Origin of the sequence: Serratia sp. SCBI (assembly GCF_000747565.1) — a bacterium.
Lineage (GTDB): Bacteria > Pseudomonadota > Gammaproteobacteria > Enterobacterales > Enterobacteriaceae > Serratia > Serratia ureilytica.
On sequence record NZ_CP003424.1, the window covers coordinates 693,862 to 711,777 of the forward strand.

The window sequence follows — 17,916 nt, forward strand, 5'->3', positions numbered from 1 at the left end:
ATCCACCGCAGGTGATAAATATTGGCCTATTTTTTACAAGAGCTTAGCTGGAATCGGTCCGGCGTCAGGCGATTGAGATTTTTCGCAGATTGGCGGACGAATTGCATCAATTTTTTCGAATTTAACATAATTTATTCGGGCGATAGCACGTTATTGCCTTTCCATCCGCTCGGTAATGGCGAAAGATATCGGCGTAAACGGTTGCTCGCCCAAGGATAAAACAGATGCTTGCGCGCCGCGGTTTTCCAGCCTTGCACCGGGCTTGGCGCATGTTATTATCAGGGCAGGGCATGGTTGAACAATGCCAAAAGTTCATGCACAAACGATGAGATAATGCCAACATGACCGACAAATTAACTTCCCTGCGCCAGCTGACTACAGTGGTTGCAGATACGGGTGATATCGCGGCAATGAAGCTGTATCAACCGCAGGACGCCACAACCAACCCTTCGCTGATCCTCAATGCAGCCCAAATTCCTGAATACCGCAAACTGATTGACGAAGCCATCGCCTGGGCGCGCGGCCAGAGCAGCGATCGCGAGCAGCAGATCGCCGACGCCGCCGACAAGCTGGCGGTCAACATCGGTCTGGAGATCCTCAAACTGGTTCCGGGCCGCATCTCCACCGAGGTTGACGCGCGTCTGTCTTACGACACCGTCGCCAGCGTGGCCAAGGCCAAGCGCCTGATCAAGCTGTACAACGAAGCCGGCATCAGCAACGATCGCATTCTGATCAAACTGGCCTCGACCTGGCAGGGCATCCGCGCGGCGGAGCAGTTGGAGAAAGAAGGCATCAACTGTAACCTGACGCTGCTGTTCTCCTTCGCTCAGGCTCGCGCCTGCGCCGAAGCCGGCGTTTACCTGATTTCGCCGTTCGTCGGCCGTATCCTCGATTGGTACAAAGCCAACGGCGACAAGAAAGAGTTCGCGCCGCACGAAGATCCGGGCGTGATCTCCGTGACCGAGATTTACCAGTACTACAAACAACACGGTTACAACACCGTGGTGATGGGCGCCAGCTTCCGCAACGTCGGCGAAATCATCGAGCTGGCCGGCTGCGACCGCCTGACCATCGCCCCTGCGCTGCTGAAAGAGCTGGCGGAGAGCGAAGGCGCGCTGGAGCGCAAACTGTCTTACACCGGTGAAGTGAAGGCGCGTCCTGCCGCACTGACCGAACCTGAGTTCTACTGGCAGCACAACCAGGATCCGATGGCGGTCGAGAAACTGACCGACGGCATCCGCAAGTTCGCCGTAGACCAGGGCAAACTGGAAAAAATGATCGCCGACCTGCTGTAATTCCCGCAGATCGCGCAGTAAAAAGGTGGCTCAGGCCACCTTTTTTTATGCCCGACGCTCCCGCCGGCGGGGGAAGCCCTTATACTCTCGGCAATGACAACAGAACGGGAGACGAACCCGTTCGGACCCCATCAGGCTGTAGAGGTTACGCATGGATATTTTACGTATTGGTTTGGTTTCCGTTTCTGACCGCGCTTCCGGCGGCGTTTACCAGGATAAAGGCATTCCGGCGCTGGAGGAGTGGCTGGCCGGCGCGCTGGCGACGCCGTTCAAGCTGGAAACCCGGCTGATCCCCGATGAGCAGACGCAAATTGAACAAACGCTGTGTGAGCTGGTGGACGAAATGGGCTGCCATCTGGTGCTGACCACCGGCGGCACCGGGCCGGCGCGTCGCGACGTCACCCCCGACGCCACGCTGGCGATCGCCGATCGCGTGATGCCCGGTTTCGGCGAGCAAATGCGTCAGATCAGCCTACACTATGTGCCAACGGCAATTCTTTCTCGCCAGGTGGGGGCGATCCGCAAGCAGGCGCTGATCATCAATCTGCCCGGCCAGCCAAAGTCGATCAAGGAAACGCTGGAAGGGGTGAAGGACGAGCAGGGCAATGCGGTGGTGCACGGCATCTTCGCCAGCGTGCCTTATTGCATTCAGTTGCTCGACGGGCCTTATGTCGAAACGCATGCCGCAGTGGTAGCAGCATTTCGGCCAAAGAGCGCGCGTCGCGAGATAAACCTCTAAATTTCAGTAATCTGCGAGATCGGCTTCAGCCCGTTTGGTGTGAAAATAATTTGCCGCTATAGTAAGGATTCTTTTACAGAAAGCCTGCGGCTTTTATTTTTACAGCCTTTACCGACGGTGCCCTATGCCTCACGACACTAATCGCCGGCTGAACCGGCAAGACTACAAAACGCTGACGTTGGCCGCGTTGGGCGGCGCGTTGGAGTTTTACGACTTCATCATCTTCGTATTCTTCGCCGCCGTGGTCGGCGATCTGTTCTTCCCGGCGGACATGCCGGAATGGCTGCGGCTGGTGCAAACCTTCGGCATTTTCGCCGCCGGCTATCTGGCCCGCCCACTGGGCGGCATCGTGATGGCGCACTTCGGCGATCTGGTCGGCCGCAAAAAGATGTTTACCCTGAGCATTCTGCTGATGGCGTTGCCGACGCTGGCGATGGGCCTGCTGCCGACCTACGCCAGCATCGGCATCGCCGCGCCGCTGTTGTTGCTGCTGATGCGCGTGCTGCAGGGGGCGGCGATCGGCGGTGAGGTGCCGGGCGCCTGGGTCTTCGTCGCCGAACACGTGCCGCGCCGGCGCATCGGTTTCGCCTGCGGCACGCTGACCGCCGGGCTGACGGTGGGCATCCTGCTGGGATCGGTGGTGGCGACGGTGATCAACACCACGCTTAGCACGCAGAGCATTGCCGGCGGCGGCTGGCGCATTCCATTCCTGCTGGGCGGCATGTTCGGCCTGGTGGCGATGTACCTGCGCCGCTGGCTGCAGGAAACGCCGATCTTCATCGAGATGCAGGCGCGCAAAGCGCTGGCCGAGGAGCTGCCGCTGAAATCGGTGGTGCTCAACCACAAACGGGAAGTGGCGGTGTCGATGCTGCTGACCTGGCTGCTCTCCGCCGGTATCGTGGTGGTGATCCTGATGACCCCGACCTATCTGCAAAAACAGTTCGGCATTGCGCCGGCCCTGACGCTGCAGGCCAACAGCATCGCCACCATCATGCTGATCGCCGGCTGCATCGTCGCCGGTTTGTCGGCCGATCGCTTCGGCGCCAGCAAAACGCTGGTGGTCGGCAGTTTGCTGCTGGCCGGCTGCAGCTGGCTGTTCTATCAGACGGTGGGCGTGCGCCCGGAAATGCTGTTCGCCTGCTATGCGCTGGTGGGTTTCAGCGTAGGCGTGGTGGGGGCCGTGCCGTACGTGATGGTGCGGGCTTTCCCGGCGGAAGTGCGGTTTACCGGCATCTCGTTCTCATATAACGTCTCGTACGCTATTTTTGGCGGTTTAACCCTATTTTTGTGACGCTGATCATGAAATTAACCCCGTTAGCGCCCGCTTACTATGTGCTGTCGCTGTCGCTTATCGGGCTGCTGCTCGGTGTCTACCTGCATCGCGACCTGAACAGCGAAGCCGGCGAGCGGCGAGCCGGTTCCTACAGCTAAAAAAAAAGCCCTGCATTGCAGGGCTTTTTCGTCAGGGGCGGGCGATTACGCCGTGACCGGCGATGCCGCGACGCGGGCCGAGGCCGGTTCGCCAATCGGCAGCACGGTGCGGCCGTATTGCTCGTTGAGCACTTCGGCCATCGCCAGGTAGATGGCGCTGGCGCCGCAGATGATGCCCTCATAACCGGCGAAGGTCAGCAGCGCGTGGTTGCCGGTGATGTTGCCGACGGCCAGCAGGGCGAACAGCAGCGTCAGGCTGGCGAACACGAACTGCAGCACGCGGTTGGCGCCCAGGGTGCCGAAGAACATGAACAGGGTGAAGACGCCCCACAGCGCCAGGTAGATGCCCAACACGTGCGCCTCGGTGGCTTCCGCCAGGCCCAAACGCGGCAGCAGCAGCAGGCCGACCAGGCTCAGCCAGAAGCTGCCGTAGGCGGTGAATGCGGTCATGCCGAAGGTGTTGCCCTTCTTGTACTCCAGCAGACCGGCCAGGATCTGGGCCAGGCCACCGAAGAAAATCCCCATGCTGATGATGGCGGAGTTCAGTGGGAAAAAGCCCGCGTTGTGCAGGTTCAGCAAGACGGTGGTCATCCCGAAGCCCATCAGGCCGAGAGGGCCGGGATTCGCCAACTTGTTGGTGTGCATAAGTCCTCTGCGATAACAGAAAATTAACGGAAACAGCGAAGTAAAATGATAAATGGTCTGAATGGCCAAAAAATCGAAGTTTTCCATCAGAGCGCGCGCATCATAATGATCCCCGCAGCCGGAAACAATGATCTGAATGACGATAAAAAAAAGAAATTTTTTTTGTCCTTGCCCCTTGATGCCGAGCTGGATGGCCCCATCTTATTTGCAACCGCAGCTGCTAACCGCGGGTCGCACTGAGATATCGGGCAGTTGAAAAGCAAAAAATCGCCCGCATATAGGTTAGCAACCTGACTGACTTATGAATTTTTTAGTGGAGACGTTTAGATGGGCAAAATTATTGGTATCGACCTGGGTACTACCAACTCTTGCGTAGCAATTATGGATGGTGCCAAGGCACGCGTGCTGGAAAACGCCGAGGGCGACCGCACCACTCCTTCTATTATCGCATATACCCAGGACGGTGAAACTCTGGTTGGCCAGCCGGCTAAGCGTCAGGCAGTGACCAACCCTGAAAACACCCTGTTCGCCATCAAGCGCCTGATCGGCCGCCGCTTCCAGGATGAAGAAGCGCAGCGCGACAAAGCGATCATGCCTTACAAAATCATCGAAGCCGACAACGGCGACGCCTGGCTGGAAGTGAAAGGCCAGAAAATGGCTCCGCCGCAGATCTCTGCGGAAGTGCTGAAGAAAATGAAGAAAACGGCGGAAGATTACCTGGGCGAACCGGTAACTGAAGCGGTTATCACCGTACCGGCTTACTTCAACGACGCCCAGCGTCAGGCGACTAAAGACGCCGGCCGCATCGCGGGTCTGGAAGTCAAGCGCATCATCAACGAACCGACTGCGGCGGCTCTGGCCTACGGCCTGGACAAAGAAGTCGGCAACCGCACCATCGCGGTTTATGACCTGGGCGGCGGTACTTTCGATATCTCCATCATCGAAATCGACGACGTTGACGGCGAAAAAACCTTCGAAGTGCTGGCGACCAACGGTGACACCCACCTGGGCGGCGAAGACTTCGACAGCCGTCTGATCAACTACCTGGTGGAAGAGTTCAAGAAAGATCAGAGCATCGATCTGCGCAACGATCCGCTGGCGATGCAGCGTCTGAAAGAAGCCGCCGAGAAAGCGAAGATTGAACTGTCTTCCGCTCAGCAGACCGACGTTAACCTGCCGTACATCACGGCAGACGCGACCGGTCCAAAACACATGAACATCAAAGTGACTCGCGCCAAACTCGAGTCGCTGGTTGAAGATCTGGTGGCGCGCTCCATCGAGCCGCTGAAAGTGGCGCTGAAAGACGCAGGCCTGTCGGTTTCCGACATCCAGGACGTGATCCTGGTGGGTGGCCAGACCCGTATGCCAATGGTGCAGAAGAAAGTCGCAGACTTCTTCGGCAAAGAGCCGCGTAAAGACGTGAACCCGGACGAAGCGGTTGCCGTGGGCGCTGCGGTACAGGGCGGCGTGTTGGCCGGTGATGTGAAAGACGTTCTGCTGCTGGACGTTACCCCGCTGTCGCTGGGTATCGAAACCATGGGCAGCGTGATGACGCCGCTGATCACCAAAAACACCACGATCCCGACCAAGCACAGCCAGGTGTTCTCTACTGCGGAAGACAACCAGTCTGCGGTCACCATCCACGTGCTGCAGGGTGAGCGTAAGCGCGCCAGCGATAACAAATCTCTGGGCCAGTTCAACCTGGACGGCATCCAGGCGGCACCGCGCGGCATGGCGCAGATCGAAGTCACCTTTGACATCGATGCCGACGGCATCCTGCACGTGTCTGCCAAAGACAAGAACACCGGTCGTGAGCAGAAGATCACCATCAAGGCGTCTTCTGGCCTGAACGAGGACGAAATCCAGAAAATGGTGCGCGACGCCGAGCTGAACGCTGAAGCTGACCGCAAGTTCGAAGAGCTGGTACAGACTCGCAACCAGGCGGATCACCTGATCCACGGCACGCGCAAACAGCTGGAAGAAGCGGGCGACAAACTGCCGGCGGAAGACAAAACGGCGATCGAAGCGGCGCTGAAAGATCTGGAAGCGGCGGTGAAAGGCGAAGATAAAGCCGAGATCGAAGCGAAGACCCAGGCGTTGGTGCAGGTTTCCGGCAAGCTGCTGGAAATGGCTCAGGCGCAGCAGGCTCAGCAGGGTGCTGACGCCGGCGCGGACAACGCGGCGCAGAAAGAAGACGACGTGGTTGATGCCGAGTTCGAAGAAGTTAAAGACAAAAAATAATCGCCCTTAAGCGGGCACGGGGCGGCCGAGATGCCGCTCCCGGAAACCAGCACGGGCGTCGAGGCAACTCTGCGCCCGTGCACGCATGTTAAGGGTAAGCGAAAGAATGGCGAAGAAAGACTATTACGAGATTCTCGGCGTCAGCAAGACGGCGGATGAACGTGAGATCAAAAAGGCGTACAAACGCCTGGCGATGAAATACCATCCTGATCGCAACCAGGAGCAAGACGCCGAAACCAAGTTTAAAGAAGTTAAAGAAGCTTACGAAGTTCTGACCGACGACCAGAAACGCGCGGCTTACGATCAGTACGGGCACGCGGCCTTTGAACAGGGCGGCATGGGCGGTGGCGGCTTTGGCGGCGGCGCCGACTTCAGCGATATCTTTGGCGACGTGTTTGGCGACATCTTCGGTGGAGGCCGCCGTCAGCGCGCCAGCCGCGGTTCCGATCTGCGCTATAACATGGAGCTGACCCTCGAGGAAGCGGTACGTGGCGTCACCAAAGAGATCCGCATCCCGACGCTGGAAGAGTGCGACGTCTGCCACGGCAGCGGCGCCAAGCCGGGCAGTTCGCCGGTCACCTGCCCAACCTGTCATGGTCAGGGCCAGGTGCAGATGCGTCAGGGCTTCTTCACCGTGCAGCAGGCGTGTCCGCACTGCCATGGCCGCGGTCAGATCATCAAAGATCCGTGCAACAAATGCCATGGCCACGGCCGGGTAGAAAAATCCAAAACGCTGTCGGTGAAAATTCCGGCCGGCGTGGATACCGGCGATCGCATCCGCCTGGCGGGTGAAGGCGAAGCCGGCGAGCACGGCGCACCGGCGGGCGATCTGTACGTTCAGGTGCAGGTGAAGGCGCACCCGATCTTCGAGCGTGAAGGCAACAACCTGTACTGCGAAGTGCCGATCAACTTTGCCATGGCGGCGCTGGGCGGCGAGATTGAAGTGCCGACGCTGGATGGCCGGGTGAAACTGAAGGTGCCTTCGGAGACCCAAACCGGCAAGCTGTTCCGCATGCGCGGCAAGGGCGTGAAATCGGTGCGCGGCGGCAGCCAGGGCGACCTGCTGTGCCGCGTGGTGGTGGAAACCCCGGTCAATCTGAACGACAAGCAGAAGCAGCTGTTGCGTGAGCTGGAAGAGAGCCTGGGCGGCCCGTCCGGCGACAAGAACAGCCCGCGTTCGAAGAGCTTCTTCGACGGGGTGAAAAAGTTCTTTGACGATCTGACTCGCTAACCTTCTGTTTCTGTTAGCTTATGCGCGAACCCCGGGCTTCTGTCCCGGGGTTTTTATTTGCGCGCCAAACCGCTAATCCCCTATATAAATGTGACTTATCCGTGCTTTTTATCGGTTTTTTCGATCTGTTTAGCATTTATAAACTTATTTTTTCGAACTAAAACGCCCTCTATACTCACTTCATGACTGTGCTTCGCAGGGCGCTACGCCTTGCTCAGATTTGGAGAGACGTATTGTGACCAACATCATTCGTCAATTTTTACGTCAGGAAGCCGCGGGCGGCATCATCCTGATCGCGGCGGCGATCGTCGCCCTGATCATGGCCAACAGCCCGGCGCAGGGGATCTACCAGGCATTCCTTAACCTGCCGGTGATGGTGAAGGTAGCTTCGCTGGAGATCGCCAAGCCGCTGCTGCTGTGGATTAACGACGGGCTGATGGCCATCTTCTTCCTGGTGGTGGGGCTCGAGGTCAAGCGCGAGCTGATGCAAGGCTCACTGTCCGGGCGTGACAAGGCGGTGTTTCCGGCGATCGCCGCACTGGGCGGCATGCTGGCGCCGGCGCTGATTTACCTGTTGTTCAACGGCGCAGATGAAGTCACTCGCCAGGGTTGGGCGATCCCGGCCGCGACCGATATCGCCTTCGCGCTGGGCGTGATGGCGTTGCTGGGCAATCGCGTGCCGACCAGCCTGAAAGTGTTCCTGTTGGCGCTGGCGATCATCGACGACCTGGGCGTGATCATCATCATCGCGCTGTTTTACACCCACGAAGTGTCGATGATCGCGCTGGGGGTGGCGGCCGCGGCGACGGTGCTGCTGGCGGTGATGAACTGGCGCGGCGTGGGCAAAACCTCGTTGTACATGATGGTCGGCCTGGTGTTGTGGGTGGCGATCCTCAAGTCCGGGGTGCACGCGACGCTGGCCGGGGTGATCGTCGGCTTTATGATCCCGCTGAACGTGAAGAAGGGGCCATCGCCGTCGGAAACGCTGGAGCATGAGCTGCACCCGTGGGTGGCGTTTATGATCCTGCCGCTGTTCGCTTTCGCCAACGCCGGGGTCTCTCTGCAGGGCGTATCGCTGGAGGGAATGACCTCGCTGCTGCCGGTTGGGATTGCGGCCGGTCTGTTTATCGGCAAGCCGCTGGGGATTTTCCTCTTCAGCCTGCTGGCGGTGAAAATGAGCATCGCCCGCTTGCCTGAGGGGATCGGCTTCAAACAGGTGTTTGCCGTTTCGGTGCTCTGTGGTATTGGTTTCACCATGTCGATTTTCATCGCCTCGCTGGCGTTCGGCGAGGCCGATGCGGCGCTCAGCACCTATTCCCGTCTGGGGATCCTGTTGGGCTCCACCGCCGCGGCGGTGGCGGGGTACGGATTACTGCGTCTGGCGTTGCCGCGCGTGCGTTAATCCTGTCAGTGCCCGGCAGGGGCGCACAATAAAATGGCTGGTCGGAGCTGTGCGGTATAAAATATGTGCAGCTTCGGCCGTTCTTCGTTGGGACTAATGGGGCTATACGTTGTCTGAAGCAGGGAAAGGAAGTTTGTCGCTCGTCACGGCACACCGTTTGCCGCTGCGAAACGTTGTTAAGGAGAGCCGCTCGTGAGGATGTCGCATATCAACTTTAATCACCTTTACTATTTCTGGCAGGTCTGCAAGGCCGGTTCCGTGGTCGGCGCCGCTGAAGCGTTGTTTCTGACGCCGCAGACCATCACCGGCCAGATCAAGGCGCTGGAAGAGCGGTTGGACGGCAAGCTGTTCAAACGCCAGGGGCGCGGGTTGGTGCCTTCGGAGCTGGGGCAGCTGGTGTTCCGCTATGCCGACAAGATGTTTATGCTCAGCCAGGAAATGCTGGATATCGTCAACTACCGCAAAGAGTCCAACCTGCTGTTCGACGTCGGCGTGGCGGATGCGCTGTCGAAGCGGCTGGTCAGCCAGGTATTGGAAACGGCGGTGGTGGTGGACAACGAGCAGATCCACCTGCGTTGTTTTGAATCGACGCACGAGATGCTGCTGGAGCAGCTCAGCCAGCACAAGCTGGATATGATCCTGTCGGATTGCCCGGTGGACTCCAGCCAGCAAGAAGGGCTGTTCTCGCTGAAGCTGGGCGAGTGCGGCATCAGCTTCTTCTGCCGCCAGCCGGCGCCGGAGTTGCCGTTCCCGGCCTGCCTGGAGCAGCGCAAGTTGCTGATCCCCGGCCGCCGCTCGATGCTGGGGCGCAAGCTGCTTAACTGGTTCAATACGCAGGGCATTCAGGTGGAGATTCTGGGCGAGTTCGACGATGCGGCGCTGATGAAGGCCTTCGGCATGTACCACAACGCGATTTTCGTGGCGCCGACGCTGTATGCGCAGGATACCTACAACGATGACAACGTGGTGGAGATTGGGCGCATCGACAGCGTGCAGGAGGAGTATTACATCATCTTTGCCGAGCGCATGATCCAGCATCCGGCGGTGCAGCGGGTGTGCAACAAAGACTTCTCGGCGCTGTTTTCCTGCTAGCGGTTCACTGAACGCAGGGCGTAAAAAAACCGGCCTGAGCCGGTTTTTTTATCAAGCAGATAACGAAATGCTTATTGCATTGCGTTGATGCGTGCAGTCAGGTTTGACTTATGACGCGCTGCTTTGTTTTTGTGGATCAGGCCTTTAGCTGCCTGACGGTCCACCAGTGGCTGCATTACCAGGAATGCATTTTGTGCTGCTTCTTTGTCGCCAGCTGCGATAGCTGCGTCTACCTTCTTGATGAAGGTACGCACCATTGAGCGACGGCTTGCGTTATGCTTGCGGCGTTTCTCAGACTGTACGGCGCGTTTCTTAGCTGATTTGATATTAGCCAAGGTCCAACTCCCAAATATATTCTATTGAGGACAATTCAAAGGCCGAGGAATATGCCCTTTTAGCCTTCGTTTGTCAATGGATTTGTGCAAATAAGCGCCGTTTGTACAGGCGGCACTCGCTACGTTGTGATGGCGCAGGATTTTACCAGCTTCGCTCTTGGGAATACAGTGTTTCGCGAGAAAATTCGCCAATGATTTGCCGCGGCGGGCGCAAGCCGTTGGCTGCGGTCGAGAATCGGCCCGGCGGCGCGGGATAAACTGCGGTGAAGCCGTTTCACGCGCAGATTATCTCCGGTATGGTATGTCTATTACATAAAGGCACCAATCGCGGGTTAACCTTACCGGCTGTACAAGGTATAATCCGCCGATTTCCACTGTTTTGAGCCAGCTATGGAGCTAATTCGCGGCATTCACAATATCCGGGCGCGCCACCATGGTTGCGTGCTCACCATCGGCAACTTTGACGGCGTACACCGCGGTCATCAGGCGCTGCTGGAGCAGTTGAAGCAACAAGGGCAACGCCTCGGGCTGCCGGTGATGGTCATGATCTTTGAGCCGCAGCCGCTGGAGATGTTCGCCGCAGACAAGGCGCCGCCCCGTTTGACGCGCCTGCGCGATAAGGCCAACTATCTGGCGCAGGCGGGCGTTGATTACCTGCTGTGCGTCAAGTTCGATCCGCGTTTTGCCGCCAACACCGCGCAGGCGTTCGTCGCCGAGCTGCTGGTGGAGAAGCTCGGCGTCAAATTCCTGATGGTGGGGGATGATTTTCGCTTTGGCGCCGGGCGTCAGGGCGATTTTCCGCTATTGCAGCAGGCCGGAAAAGAGTACGGCTTCGACGTGGTCAGCACCCCGACCTTCCGCGAAGGCGACCGGCGCATCAGCAGCACGGCGATCCGCACTGCGCTGAGCGAGGACGATCTGCCGCTGGCGGAGACCCTGTTGGGCCACCCGTACAGCATCTCCGGGCGCGTGGTGCACGGCGATGAGCTGGGCCGCACCATCGGCTTCCCGACCGCCAACCTGCCGCTCAAGCGCCTTGTGGCGCCGGTGAAAGGGGTGTATGCGGTGGAGGTGTACGGCCTGGGGCCGCAGCCGCTGCCGGGCGTGGCCAACATCGGCACGCGCCCGACCGTCGCCGGCGTGCGTCAGCAGCTGGAAGTGCATCTGCTGGATGTCACAATGGATCTTTACGGGCGCCATATTGAGGTGGTGCTCCGCGCAAAATTGCGCAACGAACAACGGTTTGCTTCGCTCGATGCCCTGAAGCAGCAAATCGCCAATGATGTGGTGACGGCCCGGAAGTTCTTCGGGTTAAAAACACTGGTTTAATCGTTTACCCTAAACAATTCGAGTTGCATCGCGGCGGCAACCGCGCGAACCCCGATGAGCTTGCACAGGCAAGTGATTCGGGTGAGAAAGGGCGGCCGACAAAGATGCAGCTTGAAGTGTGACGGGTAAATAGCCGAAAACGGAAACGAGAATCTCATGAGTGACTACAAGAATACCCTGAACTTGCCGGAAACAGGGTTCCCGATGCGCGGCGATCTCGCCAAGCGCGAGCCTGGCATGCTGCAACGTTGGTATGAACAGGATCTGTACGGGATTATTCGTACTGCCAAAAAGGGCAAAAAAACCTTCATTTTGCATGACGGCCCTCCGTATGCGAACGGCAGCATTCACATTGGTCACTCGGTTAACAAGATTCTCAAAGACATTATCATCAAGTCGAAAGGGATGGCCGGCTTCGACTCGCCTTATGTGCCGGGTTGGGATTGCCACGGCCTGCCTATCGAACTGAAGGTTGAGCAGCTGTACGGCAAACCGGGCGAGAAGCTGACGGCGGCCGAGTTCCGCCAGAAGTGCCGCGAATACGCGGCCGAGCAGGTTGAAGGCCAGAAGAAGGACTTCATCCGCCTGGGTGTGCTGGGCGACTGGGATCGTCCATACCTGACCATGGACTTCAAAACCGAAGCCAACATCATCCGCGCGCTGGGCAAGATCATCAGCAACGGCCACCTGCTGAAAGGCGCCAAGCCGGTTCACTGGTGCACCGACTGCGGCTCGTCGCTGGCGGAAGCGGAAGTGGAGTATTACGACAAGACTTCGCCGTCGATCGACGTGTCCTTCCATGCGGCCGACGCGGCTGCCGTGGCGGCCAAGTTCGGCGTGAGCCACTTCAACGGCGCCATCTCGCTGGTTATCTGGACCACCACGCCGTGGACCTTGCCGGCCAACCGCGCGATCTCGCTGCACCCGGACTTCACCTATCAACTGGTGCAGGTTGACGGCCAGTGCCTGATCCTGGCGGCCGAACTGGTGGAAAGCGTGATGAAACGCGCCGGCATCACCGAGTGGACGGTGCTGGGCAGCTGCAAAGGCGCCGATCTGGAGCTGCTGCGCTTCAAACACCCGTTCATGGACTTCGACGTGCCGGCAATCCTCGGCGAGCATGTGACCTTGGACGCCGGTACCGGTGCGGTGCACACAGCGCCGGGTCACGGCCCGGACGACTTCGTGATCGGCCAGAAATACGGCCTGGAAGTGGCCAACCCGGTAGGGCCGAACGGCTGCTACCTGACCGGCACCTACCCGCTGCTGGACGGCAAGTTCGTCTTCAAGGCCAACGATCTGATCGTCGATCTGCTGCGCGAGAAAGGCGCGCTGCTGCACGTCGAGAAGTTCCTGCACAGCTATCCGTGCTGCTGGCGCCACAAGACGCCAATCATCTTCCGCGCCACGCCGCAATGGTTCATCAGCATGGATCAGAAAGGCCTGCGTCAGCAGTCGCTGGAAGAGATCAAGGGTGTGCAGTGGATCCCGGATTGGGGTCAGGCGCGCATCGAAATGATGGTGGCCAACCGCCCGGACTGGTGCATCTCGCGTCAGCGCACCTGGGGCGTGCCGATGTCGCTGTTCGTGCACAAAGAGACCGAGCAGCTGCACCCGCGCACCGTTGAGCTGATGGAAGAAGTGGCCAAGCGCGTCGAGCAAGACGGCATTCAGGCCTGGTGGGATCTGGACGCGGCCGACATCCTCGGCGCGGAAGCCGCCGACTACGTGAAAGTGCCGGATACGCTGGACGTGTGGTTCGATTCCGGTTCTACCCACGCCTCCGTTGTCGATGTGCGTCCTGAATTCAACGGCCACGGCGCCGACATGTATCTGGAAGGCTCCGACCAACACCGCGGCTGGTTCATGTCATCGCTGATGATTTCCACCGCGATGAAGGGCAAGGCGCCGTACAAGGAAGTGCTGACCCACGGCTTCACCGTCGACGGCCAGGGCCGCAAGATGTCCAAGTCGATCGGCAACACCGTCAGCCCGCAGGACGTGATGAACAAGCTGGGCGGCGACATTCTGCGTCTGTGGGTGGCGTCGACCGATTACACCGGCGAGATCGCGGTGTCCGACGAGATCCTCAAGCGTTCCGCCGACTCTTACCGCCGCATCCGCAACACCGCGCGCTTCCTGCTGGCCAACCTGAATGGGTTTGAGCCAAGCACCGATTGCGTGGCGCCGGAAGACATGGTGGTGCTGGATCGCTGGGCGGTCGGCCGCGCGCTGGCGGCGCAGCAGGATATCGAGCAGGCTTACGCCAACTACGATTTCCACGAAGTGGTGCAGCGCCTGATGCAGTTCTGTTCGGTCGAGATGGGCTCCTTCTACCTGGATATCATCAAGGATCGTCAGTATACCGCCAAGAGCGACAGCGTCGCCCGCCGCAGCTGCCAGACCGCGCTGTATCACATCGTCGAAGCGCTGGTGCGCTGGATGGCGCCGATCATGTCGTTCACCGCAGACGAGATCTGGGGCTTCATGCCGGGCAAACGCGCGCAGTACGTGTTCACCGAAGAGTGGTACGACGGCCTGTTCGGGCTGGCGGAAGGCGAGCCGATGAACGACGCTTTCTGGGCTGAGCTGCTGAAAGTGCGCGGCGAAGTGAACAAGGTGCTGGAGCAGGCGCGTGCGGACAAACGCCTCGGCGGTTCGCTGGAAGCGGCGGTGACGCTGTATGCCGACAGCGAGTTGGCGGCGCGTCTGAACAGCCTGCAGGATGAGCTGCGCTTTGTGCTGCTGACCTCTGCGGCAAGCGTTGCGCCATTGGCGGAGGCGCCGGCCGACGCGCAGGCCTCCGAGTTGCTGAAAGGGCTGAAGATCGCCTTCAGCACGGCGCCAGGTGAGAAGTGCCCGCGCTGCTGGCATTACACCACCGATATCGGCCTGGTGGCGGAGCATGCAGACATCTGCGGCCGCTGTGTGAGCAACGTCGCCGGTGACGGCGAGAAGCGTAACTTTGCCTGAGAACTTGCGCCTGATGAGTAAACCAATTTGTTCGACCGGCCTGCGTTGGCTGTGGGTTGTAGTGGCGGTGCTGGCGCTGGATTTCGGCAGCAAACAGTGGATCCTCGCTAACTTTACGCTGGGCCAGTCCCAGCCGTTGATCCCGTCGTTCAACCTGTTTTACGCGCGCAACTACGGCGCCGCGTTCAGCTTCCTGGCCGATCATGGCGGTTGGCAACGCTGGTTCTTCGCCGGCATCGCCATCGCCATCGTCGCGGTGCTGCTGGTGATGATGTACCGCAGCGCGGCGCAGCAGAAGCTGAACAACATCGCCTACGCCTTTATCATCGGCGGGGCGTTGGGCAACCTGTTCGATCGCCTGTGGCACGGTTTCGTGGTCGATTTCATCGACTTTTACGTCGGTGACTGGCACTACCCGACCTTCAATCTGGCGGACAGCTTTATCTGCGTGGGCGCGGCGATGATCGTGCTGGAAGGTTTCCTGTCGCCGGCGAACAAAGGCGCAAAGAGCAAAGGTGAGTAATATGACGGCTCAGGTTATCAGTGACAGCGCGGTGCTGGTTCACTTTACGCTGAAACTGGAAGACGGTTCGACCGCCGAATCCACCCGCAGCAGCGGCAAACCGGCGCTGTTCCGCCTGGGTGACGGCAGCCTGTCGGCGCCGCTGGAAGAGCAGCTGCTCGGCCTGCGCGCGGGCGACAAGCGCGCCTTTACCCTGCAGCCGGAAGCGGCGTTCGGCGCGGAGAACCCGGATCTGGTCCAGTTCTTCTCGCGCCGCGACTTCGCGGAAACCGGCGTGCCGGACGTGGGCACCATCATGCTGTTTACCGCGATTGACGGCAGCGAAATGCCGGGCGTGGTGCGCGCGGTGGCGGAAGATTCGATCACCGTCGATTTCAACCATCCGCTGGCGGGCCATCCGGTGACCTTCGACATCGAAGTGCTGGAGATCGATCCGCAGCAGGAGGAGACGCATGCAAATATTGCTGGCTAACCCGCGCGGCTTCTGCGCCGGGGTTGATCGTGCGATCAGCATCGTGGAACGCGCGCTGGAGCTGTATGGCGCGCCGATCTACGTACGGCATGAAGTGGTGCACAACCGCTACGTGGTCGACAGCCTGCGTGAGCGTGGCGCCGTGTTTATCGAAGAGATCGCCGAAGTGCCGGACGGCTCTATCCTGATCTTCTCGGCGCACGGCGTGTCTCAAGCCGTGCGCGCCGAAGCCAAGGCGCGCGATCTGACCATGCTGTTCGACGCCACCTGTCCGCTGGTGACCAAGGTGCATATGGAAGTGGCGCGCGCCAGCCGCCGCGGCACCGAAGCGATTCTGATCGGCCATGCCGGGCACCCGGAGGTGGAAGGCACCATGGGCCAGTACAGCAACCCGCAGGGCGGCATGTACCTGGTCGAATCGCCGGAAGACGTGTGGAAGCTGCAGGTGAAAGACGAAAACAACCTGTGCTTCATGACGCAGACCACGCTGTCGGTTGATGATACCTCGGACGTGATCGATGCGCTGCGTCAGCGCTTCCCGAGCATTATCGGTCCGCGCAAGGATGACATTTGCTACGCCACCACCAACCGTCAGGAAGCGGTGCGTAACCTGGCCGGCGATGCGGACGTGGTGCTGGTGGTGGGGTCGAAGAACTCTTCCAACTCTAACCGTCTGGCCGAACTGGCGCAGCGCGTGGGCAAACCGGCTTATTTGATCGATTCGGCGGCGGATATTCAGGAAAGTTGGCTGAGCGAAGCGCGCAACATCGGCGTCACCGCCGGCGCTTCGGCGCCGGACGTGCTGGTGCAGGAGGTGATCTCTCGCCTGAAAGCGCTGGGCGGCGTCGACGTGCATGAAATCAGCGGGCGTGAAGAGAACATCGTGTTCGAAGTGCCGAAAGAGCTGCGCGTGGACGTCCGTCAGATTGACTGAGGTGCGTGAGCGAATGACAACGGGGAGCTTAGGCTTCCCGTTTTTTTTGGGAATGCCAACGGCATTAAAAATAAAATGCTGAGCATATTCAAATTTTCTGCTAACTAAAGCCAAATTTATTCTGAGTATTTGAAATAGCGGTGGCGCTATTAATTATATAGGCTGAATGAAGTCATTAAATAGAATATCATTAGGCTGCAATCTAAATAGGGCCTGGTGTCGTCAACGTGATTACAATAATTACAATAGTGGTCTTGCAGATGTTTCTTATTTTATTCTTGTCGAATCTGTTCTAGGTCGTTTAATCCTTTCTCCTTTAAATAGAGCTTCATATGCTCCAGCAATCGCCGGACTTTTAATGGCTGGATCTCCCGTCGCGGCATAATGGCATAGCAATTAATTTCCGGTAATCGCCAGTCGGGCAATATTTCAATCAGCTCGCCGCTGCGCAACTCTCGCTCGACGTTGGCGAAGAAATTGCGAATGATGCCTTTGCCGGTCAGCGCCAGCTCCTTCATCGCCATGCCGCTGTTGGTGAACAGTCGCCCGGTCATGCGCATGCGGTGCTCGCCGCCGTCGCGATGGATCAGGCGAACAAACTGCGGATTGCCGAGCGGCGTAAAGGTGACCCAGTGATGTTGCGTCAGCGCCTGCGGCGAATCCGGCACCCCGTAGTTCGCCAGGTAGGCCGGGGAGGCGCACAGCACTTCGCGGCAGCGCGCCAGCCGCGTGGAGACGTAGCTGGAGTCAGCCAGCGCGCCGCCGCGTATCGCCAGATCGATGCGTTGCGCGATGAGGTCTATTCTCTCATCGTGGATTTCCAACCGCAGCGTGATGCGCGGGTGTTCGTCGAGGAAGCTCTGCAGCGCCGGCACCAGATAATGGGTGGCGAATTCGGTCGAGGTGGCGACGCGCAGTTCACCGACCAGCTCGCCGCGCAGCGCGGCGATCCGCTGTTGCCCGCGCTCGGCGGCGTGGATCATCAGCAGACAATCTTCATAAAAGCACAATCCGGCTTCGGTCAGGCTCAATGAGCGCGTCGATCGCAACAGTAATTGAATACCCAGATGTTCCTCCAGCTGGCGAATATGCTGGCTGACGGCCGATGTCGTCATGCCCAATTCTTTTGCCGCCATGCTGAATGCGCCACAATCGACCACTTTTGAGAAAATGGCCATGCGTTTTAAAATATTGCTCATAGTTTGTTAAGCACAACTTAACCTAGATTGTGAGTTATACGGGCTAATAATATAGCACCATCTTTCCTATATTGC

Annotated in this window: 14 protein-coding genes and 1 pseudogene; 12 read left to right on the plus strand and 3 right to left on the minus strand. The window is 59.0% G+C overall.

What is annotated here, in order from left to right; genetic code table 11:
- The first annotated feature begins 341 nt into the window (after window positions 1-341).
- The 3 genes and pseudogenes from tal to SERRSCBI_RS03170 all read left to right on the plus strand — a co-directional run bounded on the left by tal (window position 342) and on the right by SERRSCBI_RS03170 (window position 3,465).
- Window positions 342-1,295, plus strand: coding sequence for a transaldolase (tal, locus tag SERRSCBI_RS03160; RefSeq protein ID WP_004932982.1), 954 nt, complete (start codon window positions 342-344; stop codon window positions 1,293-1,295).
- Between the two features lie 151 nt (window positions 1,296-1,446).
- Complete coding sequence (gene mog / locus SERRSCBI_RS03165; protein WP_015376607.1) at window positions 1,447-2,034, plus strand: molybdopterin adenylyltransferase; 588 nt, start codon at window positions 1,447-1,449, stop codon at window positions 2,032-2,034.
- A gap of 124 nt (window positions 2,035-2,158) precedes the next feature.
- A pseudogene (locus tag SERRSCBI_RS03170) lies at window positions 2,159-3,465 on the plus strand (MFS transporter).
- Between the two features lie 45 nt (window positions 3,466-3,510).
- On the opposite strand, the gene satP reads toward SERRSCBI_RS03170, so the two are convergent.
- The gene (gene satP, locus SERRSCBI_RS03175) at window positions 3,511-4,110 is read right to left on the minus strand and encodes an acetate uptake transporter (RefSeq protein WP_033644189.1); all 600 of its coding nucleotides are present in this window, start codon (window positions 4,108-4,110) and stop codon (window positions 3,511-3,513) included.
- 327 nt (window positions 4,111-4,437) lie between these two features.
- Here satP and dnaK point away from each other — a divergent pair, with 327 nt between their 5' ends.
- From dnaK to nhaR, 4 genes are all read left to right on the plus strand, one after another.
- Entirely contained in the window at window positions 4,438-6,351 is a 1,914-nt protein-coding gene (dnaK, locus tag SERRSCBI_RS03180; RefSeq protein WP_042783665.1) for a molecular chaperone DnaK, read from the plus strand.
- Between the two features lie 106 nt (window positions 6,352-6,457).
- Window positions 6,458-7,582 (plus strand): molecular chaperone DnaJ, encoded by a 1,125-nt coding sequence (gene dnaJ, locus SERRSCBI_RS03185; protein WP_004932969.1) that lies wholly within the window; start codon window positions 6,458-6,460, stop codon window positions 7,580-7,582.
- Window positions 7,583-7,817: 235 nt separating this feature from the next.
- Entirely contained in the window at window positions 7,818-8,984 is a 1,167-nt protein-coding gene (gene nhaA, locus SERRSCBI_RS03190; protein ID WP_042783666.1) for a Na+/H+ antiporter NhaA, read from the plus strand.
- A gap of 192 nt (window positions 8,985-9,176) precedes the next feature.
- Window positions 9,177-10,076, plus strand: a complete 900-nt coding sequence (gene nhaR, locus SERRSCBI_RS03195) for a transcriptional activator NhaR (RefSeq protein WP_004932962.1) — start codon at window positions 9,177-9,179, stop codon at window positions 10,074-10,076.
- 71 nt (window positions 10,077-10,147) lie between these two features.
- On the opposite strand, the gene rpsT is transcribed toward nhaR, so the two are convergent.
- Window positions 10,148-10,411 (minus strand): 30S ribosomal protein S20, encoded by a 264-nt coding sequence (gene rpsT / locus SERRSCBI_RS03200; RefSeq protein ID WP_004932960.1) that lies wholly within the window; start codon window positions 10,409-10,411, stop codon window positions 10,148-10,150.
- A gap of 390 nt (window positions 10,412-10,801) precedes the next feature.
- On the opposite strand from rpsT, the gene ribF reads away from it, so the two are divergent.
- The 5 genes from ribF (at window position 10,802) to ispH (ending at window position 16,642) form a co-directional block, all read left to right on the plus strand.
- Window positions 10,802-11,740 carry a bifunctional riboflavin kinase/FAD synthetase gene (gene ribF, locus SERRSCBI_RS03205; RefSeq protein ID WP_042783667.1) on the plus strand — a complete coding sequence of 313 codons (939 nt, stop codon included), beginning with the start codon at window positions 10,802-10,804 and terminating at the stop codon, window positions 11,738-11,740.
- Between the two features lie 156 nt (window positions 11,741-11,896).
- Entirely contained in the window at window positions 11,897-14,713 is a 2,817-nt protein-coding gene (gene ileS / locus SERRSCBI_RS03210; protein ID WP_033641818.1) for an isoleucine--tRNA ligase, read from the plus strand.
- Between the two features lie 13 nt (window positions 14,714-14,726).
- A complete protein-coding gene (gene lspA, locus SERRSCBI_RS03215; protein WP_025301524.1) occupies window positions 14,727-15,236 on the plus strand; it encodes a signal peptidase II in 510 nt (169 codons plus the stop codon).
- 1 nt (window position 15,237) lies between these two features.
- Window positions 15,238-15,708 (plus strand): FKBP-type peptidyl-prolyl cis-trans isomerase, encoded by a 471-nt coding sequence (gene fkpB / locus SERRSCBI_RS03220; protein ID WP_016929135.1) that lies wholly within the window; start codon window positions 15,238-15,240, stop codon window positions 15,706-15,708.
- Window positions 15,689-16,642 carry a 4-hydroxy-3-methylbut-2-enyl diphosphate reductase gene (gene ispH / locus SERRSCBI_RS03225; RefSeq protein WP_033641819.1) on the plus strand — a complete coding sequence of 318 codons (954 nt, stop codon included), beginning with the start codon at window positions 15,689-15,691 and terminating at the stop codon, window positions 16,640-16,642. The genes fkpB and ispH overlap by 20 nt, the downstream gene beginning before the upstream one ends.
- A gap of 272 nt (window positions 16,643-16,914) precedes the next feature.
- Here the strand turns inward: ispH and SERRSCBI_RS03230 are convergent, their stop codons facing one another.
- Window positions 16,915-17,841: a LysR family transcriptional regulator gene (locus SERRSCBI_RS03230; protein ID WP_033641820.1), complete on the minus strand. Its 927-nt coding sequence runs from the start codon at window positions 17,839-17,841 to the stop codon at window positions 16,915-16,917.
- Between the last annotated feature and the right edge of the window lie 75 nt (window positions 17,842-17,916).